Genomic DNA, 18305 nt, shown 5'->3' with positions numbered 1-18305 from the left:
TGGGGCAGTAGCGTGCGACCGACCGACATCGAAAGGGGCAGCGACGTGCCGATTGACGAAGCCGGCCTGTACCGGATCGCCGTACACGTCGATTCAGCGCATGCTGATCTGACGTTGCCATCCGAGGTTCCGGTGGCGACCCTGATCCCGGCAGTGCTCGATCTGATGCCGTGCCGGAGCGGCCCGGAGCCGCTACGCCCGTACCGCCTGGCCGAGCCGGGCCGGGCGGTACTCGACGGCGGAAAAACGCTGTCCCAACAAGGCATCCGCGATGGCTGCACCCTGCTGTTGACCCGCGCCGAGACTCAGGTGCCGCAGGTGGTATTCGATGATCCGGCCGAGGAGGTAGCGGCTGCGGTGCGGACCATCGCGCGCCCGTGGGGGCCGCCGGAACGCCGGCTCACCGCCGCGCTGAGCGCGTCCGGGCTGGCCGGCGCTGCGGGATTCGTGGCCATACCCGGCGGTCCCGGCGCCCCGAACGTGCTGATGGCGGTGGCGGCAGCTGGGGCGGTGGCCTTGATGGCCGTTCCACCCTGTGGTTGCACCCGGGTGGTGCGCATGATCCTCTGTTGCCTGGCCGGGCTGGCGCTGCTGAGCGCGGTCGCCGGTATGGCTGTCGCGGCGACGGGCATCGCACCGGCCCGGGCGGGCGCCGCGGGGGTTGTCGCCGGAGTCGGCATGATTCGCGCCGCGGACAGAGTGGCGGCCGTCGTCACCGGGTTATCCCATCGGGCGGCGTCGCAGGCGGCAAGGGCCCATGAACTTCTGACGGGAGTGGTGGCGGCGGCTACGGCATTGGTGTTTCTGGGTGCCGCGGCGGTGGTCGCCGCAGCGCCCTCCACCGGGGCACCCCAGCTGGTCGGCGCAGTCTTCGCCTGCACTGCCGGGGTGGCGGTGGCGCTGCGCGCCCGCTCGCACGCCGACGGTGTTCAGATCGCGTCGCTGATCGCCGGCGGCACCGCGACGTTGGCGATCGGTCTGCTCGGCGCTGCTCACCACCCGACCGGCTATTGGCCTGCGGCGCTGGCCGGGGCGCTGGGAGCGGCCGCATTGGGCCTGGGCTTTGCCGATCCGATCGAGCCGCCGCTGATCCGGCGCGGCGCCGAGGTGTTGGAGGCCCTGACGCTCGGCGCCTTGGTGCCGCTGGCGTGCTGGCTGTGCGGGGTGTACGGCGCTGCCCGCGGGCTGAGCCTGGGTTGAGCGGATGCCGCGTGCCCGCTTCGCTCGGCTGGTTGCCGTCGCGTCGGTCCTCGCCGCTACGGGTGCACCCCCGGCCAACGCGGTCGCACCGCCGCCGGTCGACAGCAGTCTGCTGCCTGCGCCGGCGCCGGCTGCGCCGGCCCGCCCCACGGTGCAGAGGGAAGTGTGCACGGTCGGCTCGTTGAGTGCGGGCGGGTCGCCGACCCAGCTGGACGGTCTGGATCTGGCCGCGGCCTGGGCGCTGACCCGTGGCGCGGGCCAACGGGTCGCGGTGATCGATACCGGTGTTGCCGCACACCGGCGGCTGCCCGGCCTGATCGGTGGCGGCGATTACGTGTCCAGCGGTGACGGAACCCGCGATTGCGACGGGCACGGCACGCTGGTCGCCGGAATCATCGCGGCGGCAACCGATCCCGCAACGGATCGATTCGGCGGCGTGGCGCCGCTGGCCACCGTGATCGGCATCCGCGCATCCAGCGCAAGATTCGCCGGGGTCGGCGATGCTCGCGGCATCGGTGACGTCGACACCCTGGCCCGGGCGGTGCGGACCGCAGCTGACCTGGGCGCGTCGGTGATCAACATCTCCGCGGTGGCTTGCCGGCCCGCGGGTTCGGGACTCGACGACCGCGCGCTGGGCGCCGCCCTGGCGTATGCGGTTGAGGTCAAGAACAGCGTGGTTGTCGCCGCAGCGGGTAATACCGAAGAGGGCTGCGACGCAGACGGTCCCATGATCGTCACTCCGGCCTGGTACGACGACTACGTGCTGACCGTCGCCTCGGTGGATGCCCGCGGCGCCGCGTCGGCGTTCACCCTGCCCGGGCCGTGGGTCGACGTGGCCGCTCCCGGCGAATCGGTGCTCTCGTTGAGCACCGTCGGCGACGCACTGGCAGACAGCCTTGGCGGCGTGACACTGCGCGGCACCAGTTTCGCCGCACCGGTGGTCAGCGGTCTGGCGGCGCTGATCCGCTCGAGGTTCCCCCAGTGGACGCCGCGGCAGGTGATGGACCGCATCAAAGCCACCGCCCACCACCCACCGGGTGGACGCGATGATGCCGTCGGCGCCGGCCCGGTGGATCCTGTGGCGGCGCTGACTTTTGACGTTTCCTCCTCCCGAGAGCCGTCCCCGCCCGCCGCACCGCCGCTCAGTCCTGAGCCGGCCCCGGAGCCGACAGCCGGCGCTGTGCCCGCCGGGTTGGGTACCGCGATCCTCGGTACCGCGGTGCTGTTGACCTTGCTCATGGCAGCCGTCATCGGCCGGGCACTGTGGGGCCGGCAGCGCCGTCGCGGCCTTGCAGCGCTTGGTCCCGACTGAGCCGCGGGCCGGCCGGCAGTCCGCTCAGCATCGACCACGGCGCCCCCGCCGCGACAGCGGGCAGCCCGAGACTGCGCGCCGCACCTGCGTCGTCCACGGTGAACCGCACCCCACTGTCGGCGATCAGGTAATCGACGCCGCCGGGGTGACCGGCGGAGTCGACCGCACGCACGTAGGCGCTGTGGCCGGCGGGCAGATACACCCCGTCCAGGGCGGGGCCCGGCCCGTCCGCGTGGGCCAACACTGTCGGCACCTCCCCCGCCGGAAGGCGCACCCCGCTCGACAGGGTGATTCCGGCCGGGTCGTCGACACGCCAGTGGGCACACAGCGTGGCCGGGCCAGGGCCCGCCTCAGGGGCGTCCGCCGGATTTCCCGATCGCGCGAGCCGGACTTCGGGGATCACATTGAGCAGCAGGGCGGAGACACGTCGCGGCACAGCGGAGTCCAGCAATGGGTCGTCCGCGTCGACGGCGACCCGGCGTCCGTCGCGGAGCAGATAGGTCGACCCGGATTCGGAGCTGACCAGTATCGCGTGCTGGGGGTCGAGGCGAGCCTCCTGCAGCGGATCGACGCCGACGATGAGGGTGGCACCGTCCGAGTCTTCGCACAGTGACCACGTCGCATCGCCCGGCAGGGCCGCGCCGAGCGCGCCGGGCGCACCCGGAATTCCCAGCGGCGGCCCTCGCCGTACCCGGCCGACCGCGCTACCGTCCACGGGTCGCGGATCGGCCGCACCGGCGATCAGCCGCGCCGAGGCGATGTTGAACACCGGATGCACCGTGTCGCCGATTCGGACATAGAGCGCGCCGGTCGCACGATCCACCACGATGGGTGCGTCGCCGAGGCCCTGCTGCGGCCGGAGAACGGCCAGCACCACCATCGCGGCGATCAGCACCGTGCTGAGCAGCCACCCCAGGCCCAGGGCGGCCCGACCGGGGACGGGGGCTCCCATCGCCAGTCCGCACCGCAGCGCCCGGTCCATCCGGCGGGCCAGGAATCGGTGCGCGCTGAGCTGAAGCTGCGTCGTCGATCGCCCGGGCATATCGGCTCACGCTATTGGTCAGACCGGGAAGGCCGCATGCAGCCATCCACAGGGCAGACGGTATCGAAAACGTGTTTCGGTACCATCTCGGGTATGCGTTCTGTTCAGGTGAGCAGCATCTTTTCCGCGACCGTGATGGCAGCCGCCCTGCTGGCGCTCCCGGCCGTGTCTCCGCTGGCCCCGAGTGTGACCCCGGTGGCGTCGGCCTATGACTGCCCGGATGTTGAGGTGATCTTCGCCCGCGGCACCAGCGAGCCGCCGGGCGTCGGCCGGGTCGGGCGGGCGCTCATCGACTCACTGCGCCAGCAGACGTCCAAGAAGGTCGACGAGTACGCAGTCAACTACCCCGCCGGCCGGCTGCAGCTCGGTGGCGGCGACGGCGCCAATGACGTGATCAAGCGGGTCAAGGCGGCGGCTGAGGTCTGCCCCAACACCCAGCTGGTGCTGGGCGGTTATTCGCAGGGCGCATCAGTCATTGACATCGTGACCGGTACGCAGGTGGGTGGCATCAGCTGGGGAAACCAATTGCCCGCGCAGTTTGCCGACCAGGTCGTGGCGGTGACCACCTTCGGCAACCCCGCCGATCGCACCGGCGGACCGATCAGCGTGCAGAGCGCCCTGTTCGGTTCCAAGGCGCTGGACCTGTGCAACCCCGGGGACCCGATCTGCCACGAGGGCCCCGGCAATGAGTGGACCGATCACACCGACGGCTACATTCCAGCCCTGACCAGCCAGGCAGCGAACTTCATCGCAGGCCGACTGCGGTCCCCCGGCCTGCTGCCGGGATCGGGGCCCGGTCCGGTGCCAGGACCGGTATCGGCACCCGGTCCCCTGCTGCCCTGAGAGGTCGACCACAATTAATTAGATCGTCAACACGTCTTTCGTTAAGATCTATCCCCGTGAAGGCATTCCGCATCCTGGCGACGGGCACCGTCGCAGCAGCGCTGCTGATCAGCCCCTGTCCGTCGACGATGGCGACGGCTTCCGCCGACGGCTGCCCAGACGTCGAGGTGGTGTTTGCTCGGGGCACCAGCGAACCACCAGGCCTTGGCCGAGTCGGCGAGGGACTGGTGAACTCGTTGCGGGGGCAGACCTCCCGCTCCGTGGGCGCCTACGCGGTGAACTATCCGGCCAGCTATGACTTCGGCCGGGCGGCCGACGGCGCCAACGACGCCAGCGGTCACATCATGTGGATGGTGGAGAACTGCCCGGGTACTCGCCTGGTCCTCGGCGGCTACTCGCAGGGCGCGGCAATCATCGACATCGTGGCCGCGGCACCGGTTCCAGGATTCGGCTTCACCGCACCGCTGCCGCCTGAGGCGGCCGATCACGTCGCGGCGATCGCGGTCTTCGGCAACCCCTCCAGCAAGATCGGGCAGCCGCTGACCAACAGTCCGGTCTACGGGTTCAAGACCATCGACCTGTGCACGGACGGCGACCCGATCTGCTCACCCGGCCGCTTGTTCTCGGCGCACTCCGGCTACACCCCCGGAATGACCAATCAGGCCGCGTCGTTCGTCGCGGGGCTTCTCTAGCTAGCGGGTGCGCAGATCCCGGGTGATCAGGGTGCGCGCACCCAACTGATCGTCCGGCGGGTAATCGACTCCCACCAGGGTCAGACCGCGGGCGGGTGCGGCGGTGAAGTCGCTGGACCGGCGCTGCGCGTTCAGTAAGTCGGCACACCAGGCGGCATCGCGTCGGTGCTCGCCGACCGCCAGCACCGCGCCGACCAGGGAGCGCACCATCGACCAGCAGAACGCGTCGGCACTGACGTGCGCGGTGACCAGGTCACCGTCGCGCACCCAATCAAGGCGCTGGAGGTCTCGAATGGTGGTGGCACCCTCTCGGTGCCGGCAGAACGCCGCGAAGTCGTGGAGGCCCACCAGATGCTTCGATGCCTGCGCCATCGCGTCGACATCCAGTGGACGCGACCACGCGGTGACGTAGCGGGCATCCTGCGGCGCCACACCGTAGGGCGCAGTCGACAACCGGTAAGTGTAATGCCGCCGCAGCGCGGAGAACCGGGCGTCGAACTCGGCGACGGTGCGGCGAACCCGCAGCACCCGCACATCGGCCGGCAGAAAACGCGCCAATCGCCTTGTCAGCGCAAGGAACTCCGGCTCACCGTCACGACGCGTCCGGGAATACGCATGGTGCAGCTCCGACGTCGGAATATCCAGGTGGGCGACCTGGCCGGTGGCGTGCACCCCGGTATCGGTCCGTCCGGCCGCGAACACCCGCACCGGAATGCGGAACACGGTCGTCAGAGTCTCGTCGAGTACTCCGGCGACCGTGCGCTGTCCCGCTTGAATCGCCCAGCCGGCGAATTCCGTTCCGTCGTAGGCGATGTCTAGCCGAAGCCGAACGGCTTCGGCAATGCCGTCAGGATTCGTCGGTGCCTTCGGCAGCATCGGTGGCCTCTGCGGCTTCGGTGGCCTCAGCGGCCTCGGTGGCCTCTTCAGCCGTCTCCTCGGCCTCAACCTCGGCAGGCTTGGGCGCCTCCTCGGTCTTGGCGGCGGCCTTCTCAGCCTTGGCGGCGGCGCGACGGGCGCGGTCGGCCTCGGAGGTCACGGTCCGCTCCCGAACCAGCTCGATCACAGCCATCGGGGCGTTGTCACCCTGACGCGGCTCGACCTTGATGATGCGGGTGTAGCCACCGTTGCGGTCCGCGAAGTGCGGGGCGATCTCGGCGAACAGCGAGTGCACCACGTCCTTGTCGCGGATCTTCTTGAGCACCTCACGCCGGTTGTGCAGCGTGCCCTTCTTGGCGTGGGTGATCAGCTTCTCGGCGTACGGCCGCAATGCCCGCGCCTTCGGCTCGGTGGTCTTGATCCGTCCGTGCGTGAACAGCGAGGTGGCCAAGTTGGCCAGCAGCGCCTTCTGGTGCGAAGACTTACCGCCGAGGCGGGGACCCTTAGTGGGCTTGGGCATTGCGACTTCTCCTCAATGGGGCCGGCCCCCGTATCAGGTAGGGCCGGGACGGCTCTCTTTTCGAGAGGTTGGGCGTTAAAGCTGCTCGGTTTCGGCGTAGTCCTGCTCGTCGTAACCGGCGTCGGCCGACCAGGTGCCGGTGGCAACGTCGTACCCGGCCACCTGCGAGGGGTCGAAGCTGGCAGGGCTGTCCTTCAGCGACAGGCCGAGCTGGTGCAGCTTGACCTTGACCTCGTCGATGGACTTCTGACCGAAGTTGCGGATGTCGAGCAGGTCGGACTCGGTGCGGGCAACGAGCTCCCCGACCGTGTGCACTCCCTCACGCTTGAGGCAGTTGTAGGACCGCACGGTGAGGTCCAGGTCGTCGATCGGCAGCGCGAACGAAGCGATGTGATCGGCTTCGGCCGGCGACGGCCCGATCTCGATGCCCTCGGCCTCGACGTTGAGTTCACGTGCCAGACCGAACAGCTCGACCAGGGTCTTACCGGCCGAGGCCAGCGCGTCGCGCGGGCTGATGGAGTTCTTGGTCTCCACGTCCAGCACCAGCTTGTCGAAGTCGGTGCGCTGCTCGACACGGGTGGCCTCGACCTTGTAGGTCACCTTGAGCACCGGCGAGTAGATCGAGTCGACCGGGATGCGGCCGATCTCGGCGCCCGACACCTTGTTCTGAACGGCCGGAACGTAGCCGCGACCACGCTCGACGATCAGCTCGACCTCGAGCTTGCCCTTGTCGTTCAGGGTGGCGATGTGCATGTCGGGGTTGTGCACCGTCACGCCCGCGGGCGGAACGATGTCACCCGCGGTGACCGCACCCGGGCCCTGCTTGCGCAGGTACATGGTGACCGGCTCGTCCTCTTCGGACGAGACCACCAGGCCCTTGAGGTTCAAGATGATGTCGGTGACATCTTCCTTCACCCCGGGGACGGTGGTGAACTCGTGCAGCACGCCGTCGATGCGGATGCTGGTGACGGCCGCGCCGGGGATCGACGACAGCAGGGTGCGCCGAAGCGAGTTGCCCAGGGTGTAGCCGAAGCCGGGCTCCAGGGGCTCGATGACGAACTGCGACCGGTTCTCGGCGACGACCTCTTCGGACAGGGTCGGACGCTGTGAGATCAGCATGGGGTTGTTTCTCCTTCTGGCACCCGCTATTTGATGCCGGTTGGGGGCGCTGCAGGGGGCGAACCCCCTGCAGCGTGTGGGTTACTTCGAGTAGAACTCGACGATCAGCTGCTCGGTGAGCGGAACGACGATCTGTGCGCGCTCGGGCAACTGGTGAACCAGGATGCGCTGCCGCTCCCCGACCACCTGCAGCCAGCCCGGGATCGGGCGGTCGCCCGAGGTCTCCCGAGCGATCTGGAACGGCACCGTGTTGATCGACTTGTCCTTGACGTCGATGATGTCGTACTGCGACACCTGGTAGCTGGGCACGTCGACCTTCACACCGTTGACGGTGAAGTGGCCGTGGCTGACCAGCTGGCGAGCCATCCGACGGGTGCGGGCCAAGCCGGCGCGGTAAACCACGTTGTCCAGCCGGCTTTCCAGGATGCGCAGCAGCTCCTCGCCGGTCTTGCCGCCACGACGGACGGCTTCCTCGTAGTAGCGACGGAACTGCTTCTCCATCACGCCGTAGGTGAAGCGAGCCTTCTGCTTCTCCTGCAGCTGCAGGCGGTATTCGCTTTCCTTGATCCGCGCGCGGCCGTGCTGGCCGGGCGGGTAGGGCCGCTTCTCGAATGCCTGGTCTCCACCGATCAGGTCGACGCCCAGACGGCGGGACTTGCGGGTGGCGGGTCCGGTGTAACGAGCCATGTTTTCCTAAACCTCCTAGACCCGGCGCCGCTTGGGCGGACGGCAACCGTTGTGCGGCTGCGGCGTGACGTCAGAAATGGCACCGACCTCCAGGCCCGCGGCCTGCAGCGAACGGATCGCGGTCTCGCGGCCCGAACCCGGGCCCTTGACGAACACGTCGACCTTCTTCACGCCGTGCTCCTGCGCCTTGCGGGCAGCGTTCTCGGCGGCCAGCTGCGCGGCGAACGGGGTGGACTTGCGCGAGCCCTTGAAGCCCACGTGGCCCGACGACGCCCACGCGATCACATTGCCCTGCGGGTCGGTGATCGTCACGATCGTGTTGTTGAAGGTGCTCTTGATGTGAGCGGCACCATGCGGGATGTTCTTCTTTTCCCGCCGCCGGGTCTTCTGACCCTTCTTGGGCCCGGTCGCTTTCTTCGGTGGCATGACGATTACCTGGCCTTCTTCTTACCGGCGATGGTGCGCTTGGGACCCTTGCGGGTGCGCGCGTTGGTCTTGGTCCGCTGGCCGCGCACCGGCAGACCGCGACGGTGCCGCAGGCCCTGGTAGCAGCCGATCTCGATCTTCCGGCGGATGTCCGCCTGCACCTCGCGGCGCAAGTCGCCCTCAACCTTCAGGTTGCGCTCGATGTAGTCACGCAACTGGGTGAGCTGGTCGTCGGTCAGGTCCTTGCTGCGCTGGTCCTTGTCGATACCGGTCGCAGCCAGGATTTCGTTGGAACGAGTACGGCCGATGCCGTAGATATAGGTCAGCGCGATCTCCATGCGCTTATCGCGCGGCAGGTCGACGCCTACAAGTCGAGCCATGGGGGGCATGCCCCTTTCATCTTCGTTGCGGAGGTTGTGATCCCAGCCCGTTCCCGGCCAACTGCTCCGGGGCCCGGCCTCCGATCCGGGCGTGGGTGAGCCGGCCCATCTCTAAAAGATGCCAGCCAGCTCACTGGTACTGGGAGGTCTGCATTCAGTTGTGGCGGGAGCCCGGCTAGGCCGGGCCGACGATCTGTGTCGCTAGCCCTGACGCTGCTTGTGGCGCGGGTCCGCGCAGATCACCATGACCCGGCCGTGCCGACGAATCACCCTGCATTTGTCGCAGATCGGCTTGACGCTGGGGTTCACCTTCACGGCTGCTGTGGTCCTGTTCTAATCGCTGGTTGACGTACTTCGACGGCGGTGGGGAGCTACTTGTACCGGTAGACGATGCGTCCGCGGGACAGGTCATAGGGCGACAGCTCCACGACCACCCGGTCTTCCGGCAGGATGCGGATGTAGTGCTGCCGCATCTTGCCGCTGATGTGAGCGAGCACCTTGTGACCGTTCTCCAGCTCAATGCGAAACATCGCATTGGGCAGGGGCTCGACCACTCGACCCTCGACCTCGATTGCACCGTCTTTTTTGGCCATTACTCTCCGGCGATCCTCCGTGTCTGACTTACTTGTCGCGTGTGCATGCGCCCGCCACAGCGCAGCGTCGACTACGACTGCAAAACGTGGGCCGGTGACAGGAAATTCCAGGTAGAACCCGAAGAATCTCAGACTGGGCACGCAAAGAGTCGACGCGGACGCCGCACCGTCGACCTACGATACCCGCTTCGGCCTCCCACGCCAAAATGCCGGGCTCGCACGCACACCGGCATGCAAGGATGGGCCGGACAAATGATGCAGCGACCGTCGGCCGGTCGCCGTTCGATCTCCTAGGAGGTGTGGTGACGGCTGTGTATCTGGCGGCATTCGCCGTCGGTGCCATCGCCCTGCTCACTGCCTTGCTGCTGACCGATATCGGCCACGACGGGCTGCCGTTTCTGAGCCTGACCGGCGTGTCTGCCGCCCTGGTAGGAACGGGTGCCGGTGGCCTGGTGGGGACCTGGGCCGGGTTCGGCGCCCTGCCCGCCGCCGTCCTGGGAATCGGGAGCGGAGTCGCGCTGGCCACCCTCCTGCACGGTGTGGTGCTGCCCTACCTGCGTCGACAGGAGTCCAACTCCCAGCACGGTCGAACGTCCTACATCGGCCTGCTGGGCACCGTGACCATCGATGTTCCGCCCGGAGGCTGGGGCGAGATCGCCTTCGTCGACCCGGACGGCAACCGGGTCCGATCCCGTGCTGTCAGCCCGGAGTCGCAGCACCTCGCCAAAGCCACCCGCGTCTACATCGCCGATGTCGACGCCGAGTACGTCCACGTCGTCGCAGTACCCGCTCAGTAATTCAGCCGGAGAGGCAGTAATCGTGTCCCTTGTCTTGATCGTGACCATCAGCACCGTCGCAGCCCTGCTGCTGCTGGTTGTGTTGCCGATGATCTACGTCCAGAACTACGTCAAGGTCCCGCCCAACGAGGTCGCGGTGTTCACCGGTCGCGGCCAGCCGAAGGTGGTGCGCGGCGGGGCCAGGTTCCGGATGCCGGGCATCGAGCGCGTCGACATCATGAGCCTGGAGCCGTTCAACGTCAGCATCAACCTGCAGAACGCGCTGTCCAACAACGGCGTGCCGGTCAACGTGGAGGCCGTCGGCCTGGTCCGGATCGGCTCGGCCGACGAAGCCGTGCAGACCGCGGTGCAGCGCTTCCTGACCTCGGATCTCGACGACCTGCAGCGCCAGATCAACGACATCCTCGCCGGCAGCCTGCGCGGTATCACCGCGACGATGACCGTCGAGGATCTCAACTCCAACCGCGACACGCTGGCCCGCAGCGTGGTCGAGGAGGCCGGCACCGACCTCGCCCGCATCGGCATGGAAGTCGACGTCCTCAAGATCGCCGGAATCTCCGACCGCAACGGCTATCTCGAATCGCTGGGCCAGCGCCGTATCGCCGAGGTGAAACGGGACGCCACGGTCGGCACCGCCGAGGCCGAGCGGGACGCCCAGATCCAGTCGGCCAAGGCCCGTCAGGAGGGGTCGGTCGCCCAGGCCGAGGCCGACACCGCGATCGCCACCGCCAATCAGCGGCGCGACGTCGAGCTGGCCCGGCTGCGTGCGCAGACCGAGGCCGAGAACGCCCAAGCAGACCAGGCCGGTCCACTGGCGCACGCCCGCGCCGAGAAGGACGTCGGCATCGCGGTCGAGCAGGCCGAGGCCGCCCGGGTGCAGGCCCGCATCGAGGTGGAGCAGCGGCGCGCCGAGCAGGCCCAGGCCGCTCTGCAGGCCGATGTGATCGCCCCCGCCGAAGCGCAGCGCCAAGCCGACGTGGCCCGCGCCGAGGGACAGCGCCAGGCCGCGATTCTGGCGGCGCAGGCCCAGGCGGAGGCGGCCCGGCAGGCGGGTGTGGCCGAGGCCGACGCCCGGAAAGCGGCCGCCGACGCGCTGCGGGTGGAGCGTCAGGCCGAGGCAGACGGCGCCAAGGCCAAGCTGCTCGCCGAGGCCGAGGGCAAGAAAGAGATCGCCTACGCCCTCAACAGCTACACCACGGAAGCGGCCCGGATGCTGATGCTGCCCGACGTCTTGGCAGCGGTGGTGCAGGCCACCGAGGCTGCCGCCGCGCCGCTGTCGGACATCGAGCGGCTGTCGATCATCGGCGGTGCCGGCGATGCCCAGGATGCGGTCGGCGGCCTGCTGGGTATCAGTCCCCTGGGCATCGCCAAGGTGCTGGAGACCCTCAAGGCATCGGGGGTGGACGTGGCGGCCATGCTGCGTCCGCGTTCTTCCGAGCCACCGCAGGTCGCCGAGGCCGCTCCGCTGCCCACCGAGTAGCCGCCAGGGACATAGGAGGAGCCACGATGTCGGACACGTTCGCACTCAAGCCCGAGTTGGGCCGCTACGCCGCGTGGACGTTCGGATCGCCCACGCCGCAGCAGGCCGCCGAGATCGAGCGGTTGGGGTACGGAGCGATCTGGGTGGGCGGCTCCCCCGCTGCGGATCTGGCGTTCGTCGAGCCGCTACTCGCGGCGACGTCGACCCTGCAGGTGGCCACCGGAATCGTCAACGTCTGGTCGGCCCCCGCCCACCAGGTCGCGGAGTCCTACCACCGCATCGAAGCGGCCTACCCGAACCGGTTCGTGCTCGGTGTCGGCGTCGGCCACCCCGAAGCCACCGCCGAATATCGCAGCCCGTATACGGCACTGACCGACTACCTGGATGTGCTCGACGAGGCCGGGGTTCCCACCAGCCGCCGGGTGCTGGCAGCGCTGGGACCCAAGGTCTTGAAGCTGGCGGCAGAGCGAAGCGCGGGAGCGCACCCGTACCTGACCACCCCGGAACACACCGCAAGCGCCCGCGAACAGGTGGGCCCTTCGGTGTTCCTGGCACCCGAGCACAAGGTGGTGCTCTCGACCGACGCCTCCGCAGCACGCGAGACCGGGCGCGAGGCGGTCGACTTCTACCTGCGACTGTCCAATTACGTCAACAACTGGCACCGGCTGGGCTTCGACGACAGCGACGTACGTTCGCCCGGCAGTGACGCGTTGATCGATGCGGTCGTGGCCCACGGCACCGCCGATCAGATCGCCGCTCGGTTGGACGAACACCTGCAAGCCGGCGCGGACCAAGTGGCCATCCAGGTGCTGGGCGGCTGGGAGAACCTGTTGCCGACGCTGACGGCCCTGGCCGGGCCGTTGGGACTGACCCCGCGCGACTGAGAGCCCGCCAACGCGGGCCTACCCGGGGTTGGTAAGCCGGTCAAGCGTCACCGCCGGGTAGCTCTCCACATACCGTCCATCGGGGGCGCCGAAGTACGTACAGGTGCGCTCGATCGTGTCGACCTCGTAGCCGACCACACCGGCCGTCCAGCATCGGCGGAGGAACTCTGGGAAGGTGATCGCGCCCGCTTTGTCGGCGTCGATCGCCGACACCAGGGCCTGCTGATCGAACTGTGCCACCGCAACCGGCTCGCCGTGCAGCGGACCGCCCGGTTGGTGGACCACCCCGCTGTCCATGACGTAGAGCGCGCCGCCCGAGGCGACATCGAAGCGGATCAGCCGCACTCCTGCCAGTCGCAGGGCCTCGGCCAGGTAGGGAAATCCGTGCGTCTCGGGCCGGATGTGCATCCCGTGACGCTGGGCTTGGGCCAGACGTTCGACGCTGTTCATGTTCGCTCCTCGGCACACCGGTTCAGGATGACCATACGGTGTCATTTTGACACTATGCTGTCAAACTGCAGCACAACGGCCGGGAGACCCGATGCATGATCCGATGGCACTACTGGTGGCAGACCTCTACCAAGCAGCCGGCCTGGCAAGGCGACGCGGCGAGCAGATAGCGAAGTCTGCGGGACAAACTCAGGCCCGCTGGCAGGTGCTCTCGGTCGTCAGCGATGGCCCTCGGACCGTTGCCCAGGCGGCCCGAAGGCTGGGCACCGCGCGACAAGCCGTCCAACGCGTCGCGAACGAGCTTGCCCAGCAAGGCCTTCTGCGTGCTCTCGACAATCCCGATCACCGCACCTCCCCGCTGTTCACCCTCACCGACGAGGGCGCACAGATCCTTCAGCGGATGAACAGTGCTGCCGCCGTGGAGCACCGCGCGCAGCTCGAGGCGCTCGGCCCCGACGAGACGGCCCACATTCATGACGGCCTCCGCCGACTGGTGGCAATACTGGAGCAAGCGTGACCGGCCGGTGGCAGCCCAGCCGGCCAGGGGGCACCGCCGGTTATGGTTTCCCCATGCGTCTGCTGGTGACCGGTGGCGCCGGGTTCATCGGCGCAAACTTCGTGCGCAGGACCCTTGCGCAACACCCCGGTACCTCGATCACGGTGTTAGACGCGTTGACCTACGCCGGCACCCGCGAGTCGCTCACCGGCCTGGATTCTCATGACGGACGATTCCGCCTGGTGCAGGGCGACATCACCGATGCGGCGCTGGTGGCCGAGCTGGTCGCCGAGCTGAATCCGGAGACCGATGCGGTGGTGCACTTCGCCGCCGAGACCCACGTGGACAACGCCCTGGCCGACCCCGAGCCGTTCCTGCGATCCAACGTGATCGGCACCTTCACCGTCCTGGAGGCAGTGCGCGCCCGGGGTGTGCGGCTGCACCACATCTCCACCGACGAGGTGTACGGCGAGCTGGCTCTCGATGACCCGAGCCGCTTCACCGAGACCACCGCGTATCGCCCTTCCAGCCCGTACTCCTCGACCAAGGCAGCCGCCGATCTGCTGGTGCACTCCTGGGTGCGCTCGTACGGGGTGCGCGCGACGATCTCGAACTGCTCCAACAACTACGGCCCCTATCAGCACGTGGAGAAGTTCATCCCGCGCCAGATCACCAATCTGCTGACCGGCCGACGAGCCAAGCTGTATGGCAGCGGCTCCAATGTGCGCGACTGGATCCACGTTGAGGACCACAACAGTGCCGTCTGGCAGATCATGACGCGCGGGCATGCCGGCCGCACCTACCTGATCGGCGCGGACGGCGAGCGCGACAACCGCAGCGTGCTGCAGACCATCCTGCGACTGATGGACCACGACCCCGACGACTTCGACCACGTTGCCGACCGGCCCGGACACGATCTGCGCTATGCCATCGACCCCTCGGCGCTACGCGACGAACTCGGCTGGACACCCCGGCACACCGACTTCGAGGCCGGCCTGCGTGACACCATCGACTGGTACCGCGCCAACGAGTCCTGGTGGTCACCTCTGAAAGAGGCCGCCGAGGCCCGCTACGCGAGATGGGGGCGCTGACATGGGCGCGCGCGAGCTGACCATCCCCGGAGCATGGGAGCTCACTCCCGCTCAGCATGCCGATGCTCGCGGACTGTTCTTCGAATGGTTCACCGACCACGAGTTCACCGAGTTCGCCGGGCACCGATTCGACCTGCGCCAGGCCAACTGCTCGGTGTCCCGTGCCGGCGTACTGCGAGGCCTGCACTTTGCCGAGGTCCCGCCAGGCCAGGCCAAATACGTGACCTGCCTGTCGGGTTCGGTCTTCGACGTCGTCGTCGACATTCGGGTCGGTTCGCCGACCTATGGCCGCTGGGATGGAGTACTGCTGGACGCCAAAGACCGCCGGTCGGTGTACTTGGCCGCGGGCCTGGCTCACGGATTCCTTGCGCTGCAAGATGATTCGACCGTCATGTACCTCTGCTCAGCGGAGTACGACCCTCAGCGCGAACACACCATCTGCCCGACCGACCCAGCGATCGGCATCGACTGGCCGGGCGTTCACCCTCCGCTGCTCTCCGAGCGGGACGCCGACGCGCCGTCGTTGGCGCAGGTGCGTGCCGCCGGGTTGCTGCCCACCTGGGACCCGCGCTAGAGCCGCTCGTCTCCCCGGCTGTGCGCCTTGGTCGGCCAGACGGTAGCGAACACCACAAATTCGCACACTCGAGCATCGCCCCCCTCGCATTTACTAGGACGTCCTAGTATTCTGGCCGCCATGACCCGCCAGATTCCGCACTTCATCGACGGCCGCCGAATCTCCGGCACCTCACAACGCGCCACGGATGTGTTCGACCCCAACACCGGCGAGGTGCAGGCCACCCTGCCGCTGGCCAACACCGCCGATGTCGACGCCGCGGTGACCTCGGCAGCCGCGGCCCAGCGCGATTGGGCCGCCTACAACCCCCAGCGCCGCGCACGCGTGCTGATGCGATTCATCGACCTGGTCAACACCCACGTCGATGAACTGGCCGAGCTGCTCTCCCGCGAACACGGCAAGACCCTCGAGGACGCCCGTGGCGACATCCAGCGCGGCATCGAGGTGATCGAGTTCTGCGTCGGCATCCCGCACCTGCTCAAGGGCGAGCACACCGAGAGCGCCGGCCCGGGCATCGACGTGTTCTCGCTGCGCCAGCCACTGGGCGTGGTCGCCGGGATCACCCCGTTCAACTTCCCGGCAATGATCCCGCTGTGGCAGGCCGGACCGGCCCTGGCCTGCGGAAACGCCTTCATCCTCAAGCCGTCCGAGCGTGACCCGTCGGTGCCGGTGCGACTCGCCGAGCTTTTCGTCGAGGCCGGGCTCCCGCCCGGGGTACTGCAGGTGGTGCACGGCGACAAGGAGGCCGTCGACGCCCTGCTGCACCATCGGGACGTCGCCGCGATCGGCTTCGTCGGCAGCTCCGACATCGCCCAGTACATCTATTCCACTGCCACGGCCAACGGCAAGCGCGCCCAGTGCTTCGGCGGCGCCAAGAACCACATGATCGTGATGCCCGACGCCGATCTGGACCAGGCCGTCGACGCGCTGATCGGCGCCGGCTACGGCAGTGCCGGCGAGCGCTGCATGGCGATCTCGGTGGCGGTTCCCGTCGGCGAGCAGACCGCCGAGCGCCTGCGGTCTCGGCTGACCGAACGCATCAACGGTCTGCGGGTCGGCCACAGCCTGGACCCCAAGGCCGACTACGGCCCGCTGGTCACTCGGGCCGCTCTGGACCGGGTCAACGACTACATCGCCCAAGGAGTGGCCGCCGGCGCCGATCTGGTGATCGACGGCCGCGAACGCGCCAGTGACGACTCCCAGTTCGGCGACGCCGACCTGACCGGCGGCTACTTCGCCGGGCCGTCGCTGTTCGACCATGTCACCACCGACATGTCGATCTACACCGACGAGATCTTCGGCCCGGTGCTGTGCATCGTGCGCGCCGACGACTACGAAGAAGCCCTGCGACTGCCCAGCGACCACGAGTACGGCAACGGGGTGGCGATCTTCACCCGCGACGGCGACACGGCCCGCGACTTCACCTCCCGGGTGCAGGTCGGCATGGTCGGGGTGAACGTGCCGATTCCGGTGCCCGTGGCCTATCACACCTTCGGCGGTTGGAAACGGTCCGGTTTCGGCGACCTCAACCAGCACGGGACGGCATCGGTCACCTTCTACACGAAGGTGAAGACCGTTACGCAGCGCTGGCCCTCGGGCATCAAGGACGGCGCCGAGTTCCACATCCCCACAATGGAATAGAGCCACTGCCATGAACTTGACCTTGGATGACGAAGAACGCGTGATCGTCGACACCGCGGCGGCTTTTGCCGCCAAACGCCTCGCTCCGTACGCGCTGGAATGGGATGCCACCCATCATTTTCCGGTCGACGTGATGCGGGAGGCGGCCCAGCTGGGAATGGCGGCGATCTATTGCCGCGACGACGTGGGCGGCTCCGGGCTACGGCGCCTGGACGGGGTGCGCATCTTCGAGCAGCTCTCGATCGCCGACCCGGTGATCGCCGCCTACCTGTCGATCCACAACATGTGTTCCTGGATGATCGACACCTACGGCACCGAAGACCAGCGCAAGAGCTGGATTCCGCGATTGGCGTCGATGGAGAACGTCGCCAGCTACTGCCTCACCGAACCCGGGGCGGGATCGGATGCCAGCGCGTTGAGCACCCGCGCGGTGCGCTCGGGAGGCGACTACGTGCTCGACGGCGTCAAGCAGTTCATCTCCGGCGCCGGCGTGTCCGACGTGTATGTGGTGATGGCCCGAACCGGCAGTGACGGGCCCCGGGGTATTTCCACGTTCATCGTCGAAAAAGACACTCCCGGGCTGAGTTTCGGCGCTGCCGAGCAGAAGATGGGCTGGAATTCTCAGCCGACGGCACAGGTGATCTTCGATGGCGTGCGGGTGCCGGCCGAGGCGATGCTCGGCGGTGAAGACGGCGACGGCAACGGGTTCAACATTGCCATGAACGGCCTCAACGGCGGCCGCATCAACATCGCCGCCTGCTCGATGGGAGGTGGCCAGGCAGCCTTCGACAAGACCGGCAGCTACCTGGCCGACCGGACGGCATTCGGCAAGGCGCTGCTGGACGAACCGACGATCCGGTTCACCCTGGCCGACATGGCCACCGCACTGGAAACGTCACGACTGCTGCTGTGGCGCGCGGCGACCGCGCTCGACAACAACTCCCCCGACAAGGTGGAGCTGTGCGCGATGGCCAAGCGCTACGTCACCGACGCGTGCTTCGACGTCGCCGACAAGGCGTTGCAGCTGCACGGCGGGTATGGATATCTGCGCGAGTACGGTCTGGAGAAAATCGTCCGGGATCTGCGGGTGCACCGCATTCTGGAAGGCACCAACGAGATCATGCGATTGGTGATCGGCCGGGCCGAGGCGGCCCGCGTTCGGTCCAGCCAGTAATCCCGCCACCAAGCCCCCAGGGCCACTT

22 protein-coding genes are annotated in these 18305 nt (G+C 68.1%); 12 read left to right on the top strand and 10 right to left on the bottom strand.

All coding sequences use genetic code 11. The features are described from left to right. The first annotated feature begins 45 nt into the window (after positions 1–45). Both BST15_RS05155 and mycP read left to right on the top strand, forming a co-directional pair. The gene (locus tag BST15_RS05155; protein ID WP_165757102.1) at positions 46–1200 is read left to right on the top strand and encodes an EsaB/YukD family protein; all 1155 of its coding nucleotides are present in this window, start codon (positions 46–48) and stop codon (positions 1198–1200) included. A 4-nt stretch (positions 1201–1204) separates the two neighbouring features. Further along, entirely contained in the window at positions 1205–2512 is a 1308-nt protein-coding gene (gene mycP / locus BST15_RS05150; RefSeq protein WP_046189668.1) for a type VII secretion-associated serine protease mycosin, read from the top strand. Here mycP and eccB read toward each other — a convergent pair. Next, positions 2448–3554 (bottom strand): type VII secretion protein EccB, encoded by a 1107-nt coding sequence (gene eccB / locus BST15_RS05145; protein WP_083070837.1) that lies wholly within the window; start codon positions 3552–3554, stop codon positions 2448–2450. The two genes, mycP and eccB, sit on opposite strands and share 65 nt — an antisense overlap. Before the next feature lie 93 nt (positions 3555–3647). Here eccB and BST15_RS05140 point away from each other — a divergent pair, with 93 nt between their 5' ends. Together BST15_RS05140 and BST15_RS05135 are read left to right on the top strand one after the other, a co-directional pair. Then, positions 3648–4397, top strand: a complete 750-nt coding sequence (locus BST15_RS05140) for a cutinase family protein (RefSeq protein WP_046189667.1) — start codon at positions 3648–3650, stop codon at positions 4395–4397. Positions 4398–4453: 56 nt separating this feature from the next. Further along, complete coding sequence (locus BST15_RS05135) at positions 4454–5089, top strand: cutinase family protein (RefSeq protein WP_046189666.1); 636 nt, start codon at positions 4454–4456, stop codon at positions 5087–5089. Here BST15_RS05135 and truA read toward each other — a convergent pair whose 3' ends face one another. The 8 genes from truA to infA form a co-directional block, all read right to left on the bottom strand. Continuing rightward, complete coding sequence (gene truA / locus BST15_RS05130) at positions 5090–5965, bottom strand: tRNA pseudouridine(38-40) synthase TruA (RefSeq protein WP_046189665.1); 876 nt, start codon at positions 5963–5965, stop codon at positions 5090–5092. After that, complete coding sequence (rplQ, locus tag BST15_RS05125; RefSeq protein WP_046189664.1) at positions 5937–6485, bottom strand: 50S ribosomal protein L17; 549 nt, start codon at positions 6483–6485, stop codon at positions 5937–5939. Before rplQ ends, truA begins: the two co-directional genes overlap by 29 nt. A 75-nt stretch (positions 6486–6560) precedes the next feature. Beyond that, the gene (locus tag BST15_RS05120) at positions 6561–7604 is read right to left on the bottom strand and encodes a DNA-directed RNA polymerase subunit alpha (protein ID WP_046189663.1); all 1044 of its coding nucleotides are present in this window, start codon (positions 7602–7604) and stop codon (positions 6561–6563) included. Positions 7605–7685: 81 nt separating this feature from the next. Further along, on the bottom strand, positions 7686–8291 hold the full coding sequence (rpsD, locus tag BST15_RS05115; protein ID WP_046189662.1) for a 30S ribosomal protein S4: 606 nt from the start codon (positions 8289–8291) through the stop codon (positions 7686–7688). Positions 8292–8306: 15 nt separating this feature from the next. Further along, on the bottom strand, positions 8307–8717 hold the full coding sequence (rpsK, locus tag BST15_RS05110) for a 30S ribosomal protein S11 (protein WP_046189661.1): 411 nt from the start codon (positions 8715–8717) through the stop codon (positions 8307–8309). A 5-nt stretch (positions 8718–8722) separates the two neighbouring features. Beyond that, complete coding sequence (rpsM, locus tag BST15_RS05105) at positions 8723–9097, bottom strand: 30S ribosomal protein S13 (RefSeq protein WP_024443769.1); 375 nt, start codon at positions 9095–9097, stop codon at positions 8723–8725. Between the two features lie 201 nt (positions 9098–9298). Next, positions 9299–9412: a 50S ribosomal protein L36 gene (gene rpmJ, locus BST15_RS05100; RefSeq protein ID WP_046318639.1), complete on the bottom strand. Its 114-nt coding sequence runs from the start codon at positions 9410–9412 to the stop codon at positions 9299–9301. A 56-nt stretch (positions 9413–9468) separates the two neighbouring features. Next, entirely contained in the window at positions 9469–9690 is a 222-nt protein-coding gene (gene infA, locus BST15_RS05095; RefSeq protein ID WP_003418601.1) for a translation initiation factor IF-1, read from the bottom strand. 302 nt (positions 9691–9992) lie between these two features. On the opposite strand from infA, the gene BST15_RS05090 reads away from it, so the two are divergent. Genes BST15_RS05090 through BST15_RS05080 form a run of 3 tightly spaced genes read left to right on the top strand, consistent with a single transcriptional unit; the run spans position 9993 to position 12851 of the window. Then, positions 9993–10487 (top strand): NfeD family membrane protein, encoded by a 495-nt coding sequence (locus tag BST15_RS05090; protein ID WP_046189672.1) that lies wholly within the window; start codon positions 9993–9995, stop codon positions 10485–10487. Positions 10488–10509: 22 nt separating this feature from the next. Further along, complete coding sequence (locus BST15_RS05085) at positions 10510–11967, top strand: flotillin family protein (protein WP_046189660.1); 1458 nt, start codon at positions 10510–10512, stop codon at positions 11965–11967. A gap of 26 nt (positions 11968–11993) precedes the next feature. Next, positions 11994–12851, top strand: coding sequence for an LLM class F420-dependent oxidoreductase (locus BST15_RS05080; protein ID WP_046189659.1), 858 nt, complete (start codon positions 11994–11996; stop codon positions 12849–12851). Positions 12852–12869: 18 nt separating this feature from the next. Here BST15_RS05080 and BST15_RS05075 read toward each other — a convergent pair whose 3' ends face one another. Beyond that, positions 12870–13301 carry a DUF1398 family protein gene (locus tag BST15_RS05075; RefSeq protein WP_046189658.1) on the bottom strand — a complete coding sequence of 144 codons (432 nt, stop codon included), beginning with the start codon at positions 13299–13301 and terminating at the stop codon, positions 12870–12872. Positions 13302–13392: 91 nt separating this feature from the next. Between BST15_RS05075 and BST15_RS05070 the strand changes: the two genes are divergently transcribed. The 5 genes from BST15_RS05070 to BST15_RS05050 all read left to right on the top strand — a co-directional run bounded on the left by BST15_RS05070 (position 13393) and on the right by BST15_RS05050 (position 18277). Further along, positions 13393–13818 (top strand): MarR family winged helix-turn-helix transcriptional regulator, encoded by a 426-nt coding sequence (locus tag BST15_RS05070; protein WP_046189657.1) that lies wholly within the window; start codon positions 13393–13395, stop codon positions 13816–13818. Positions 13819–13871: 53 nt separating this feature from the next. Further along, a complete protein-coding gene (gene rfbB, locus BST15_RS05065) occupies positions 13872–14888 on the top strand; it encodes a dTDP-glucose 4,6-dehydratase (RefSeq protein WP_046189656.1) in 1017 nt (338 codons plus the stop codon). Position 14889: 1 nt separating this feature from the next. After that, positions 14890–15462: a dTDP-4-dehydrorhamnose 3,5-epimerase gene (gene rfbC / locus BST15_RS05060; RefSeq protein ID WP_046189655.1), complete on the top strand. Its 573-nt coding sequence runs from the start codon at positions 14890–14892 to the stop codon at positions 15460–15462. A gap of 120 nt (positions 15463–15582) precedes the next feature. Next, positions 15583–17103: a CoA-acylating methylmalonate-semialdehyde dehydrogenase gene (locus BST15_RS05055; RefSeq protein WP_046189654.1), complete on the top strand. Its 1521-nt coding sequence runs from the start codon at positions 15583–15585 to the stop codon at positions 17101–17103. A 10-nt stretch (positions 17104–17113) separates the two neighbouring features. Then, on the top strand, positions 17114–18277 hold the full coding sequence (locus tag BST15_RS05050; protein ID WP_046189653.1) for an isobutyryl-CoA dehydrogenase: 1164 nt from the start codon (positions 17114–17116) through the stop codon (positions 18275–18277). Positions 18278–18305 lie beyond the last annotated feature (28 nt).

The sequence above is a fragment of the Mycolicibacter arupensis genome, from assembly GCF_002086515.1.
Lineage (GTDB): Bacteria > Actinomycetota > Actinomycetes > Mycobacteriales > Mycobacteriaceae > Mycobacterium > Mycobacterium arupense.
The sequence above is the reverse complement of the archived record's forward strand: the minus strand, read 5'-3'. Positions and strand labels throughout refer to the sequence as shown.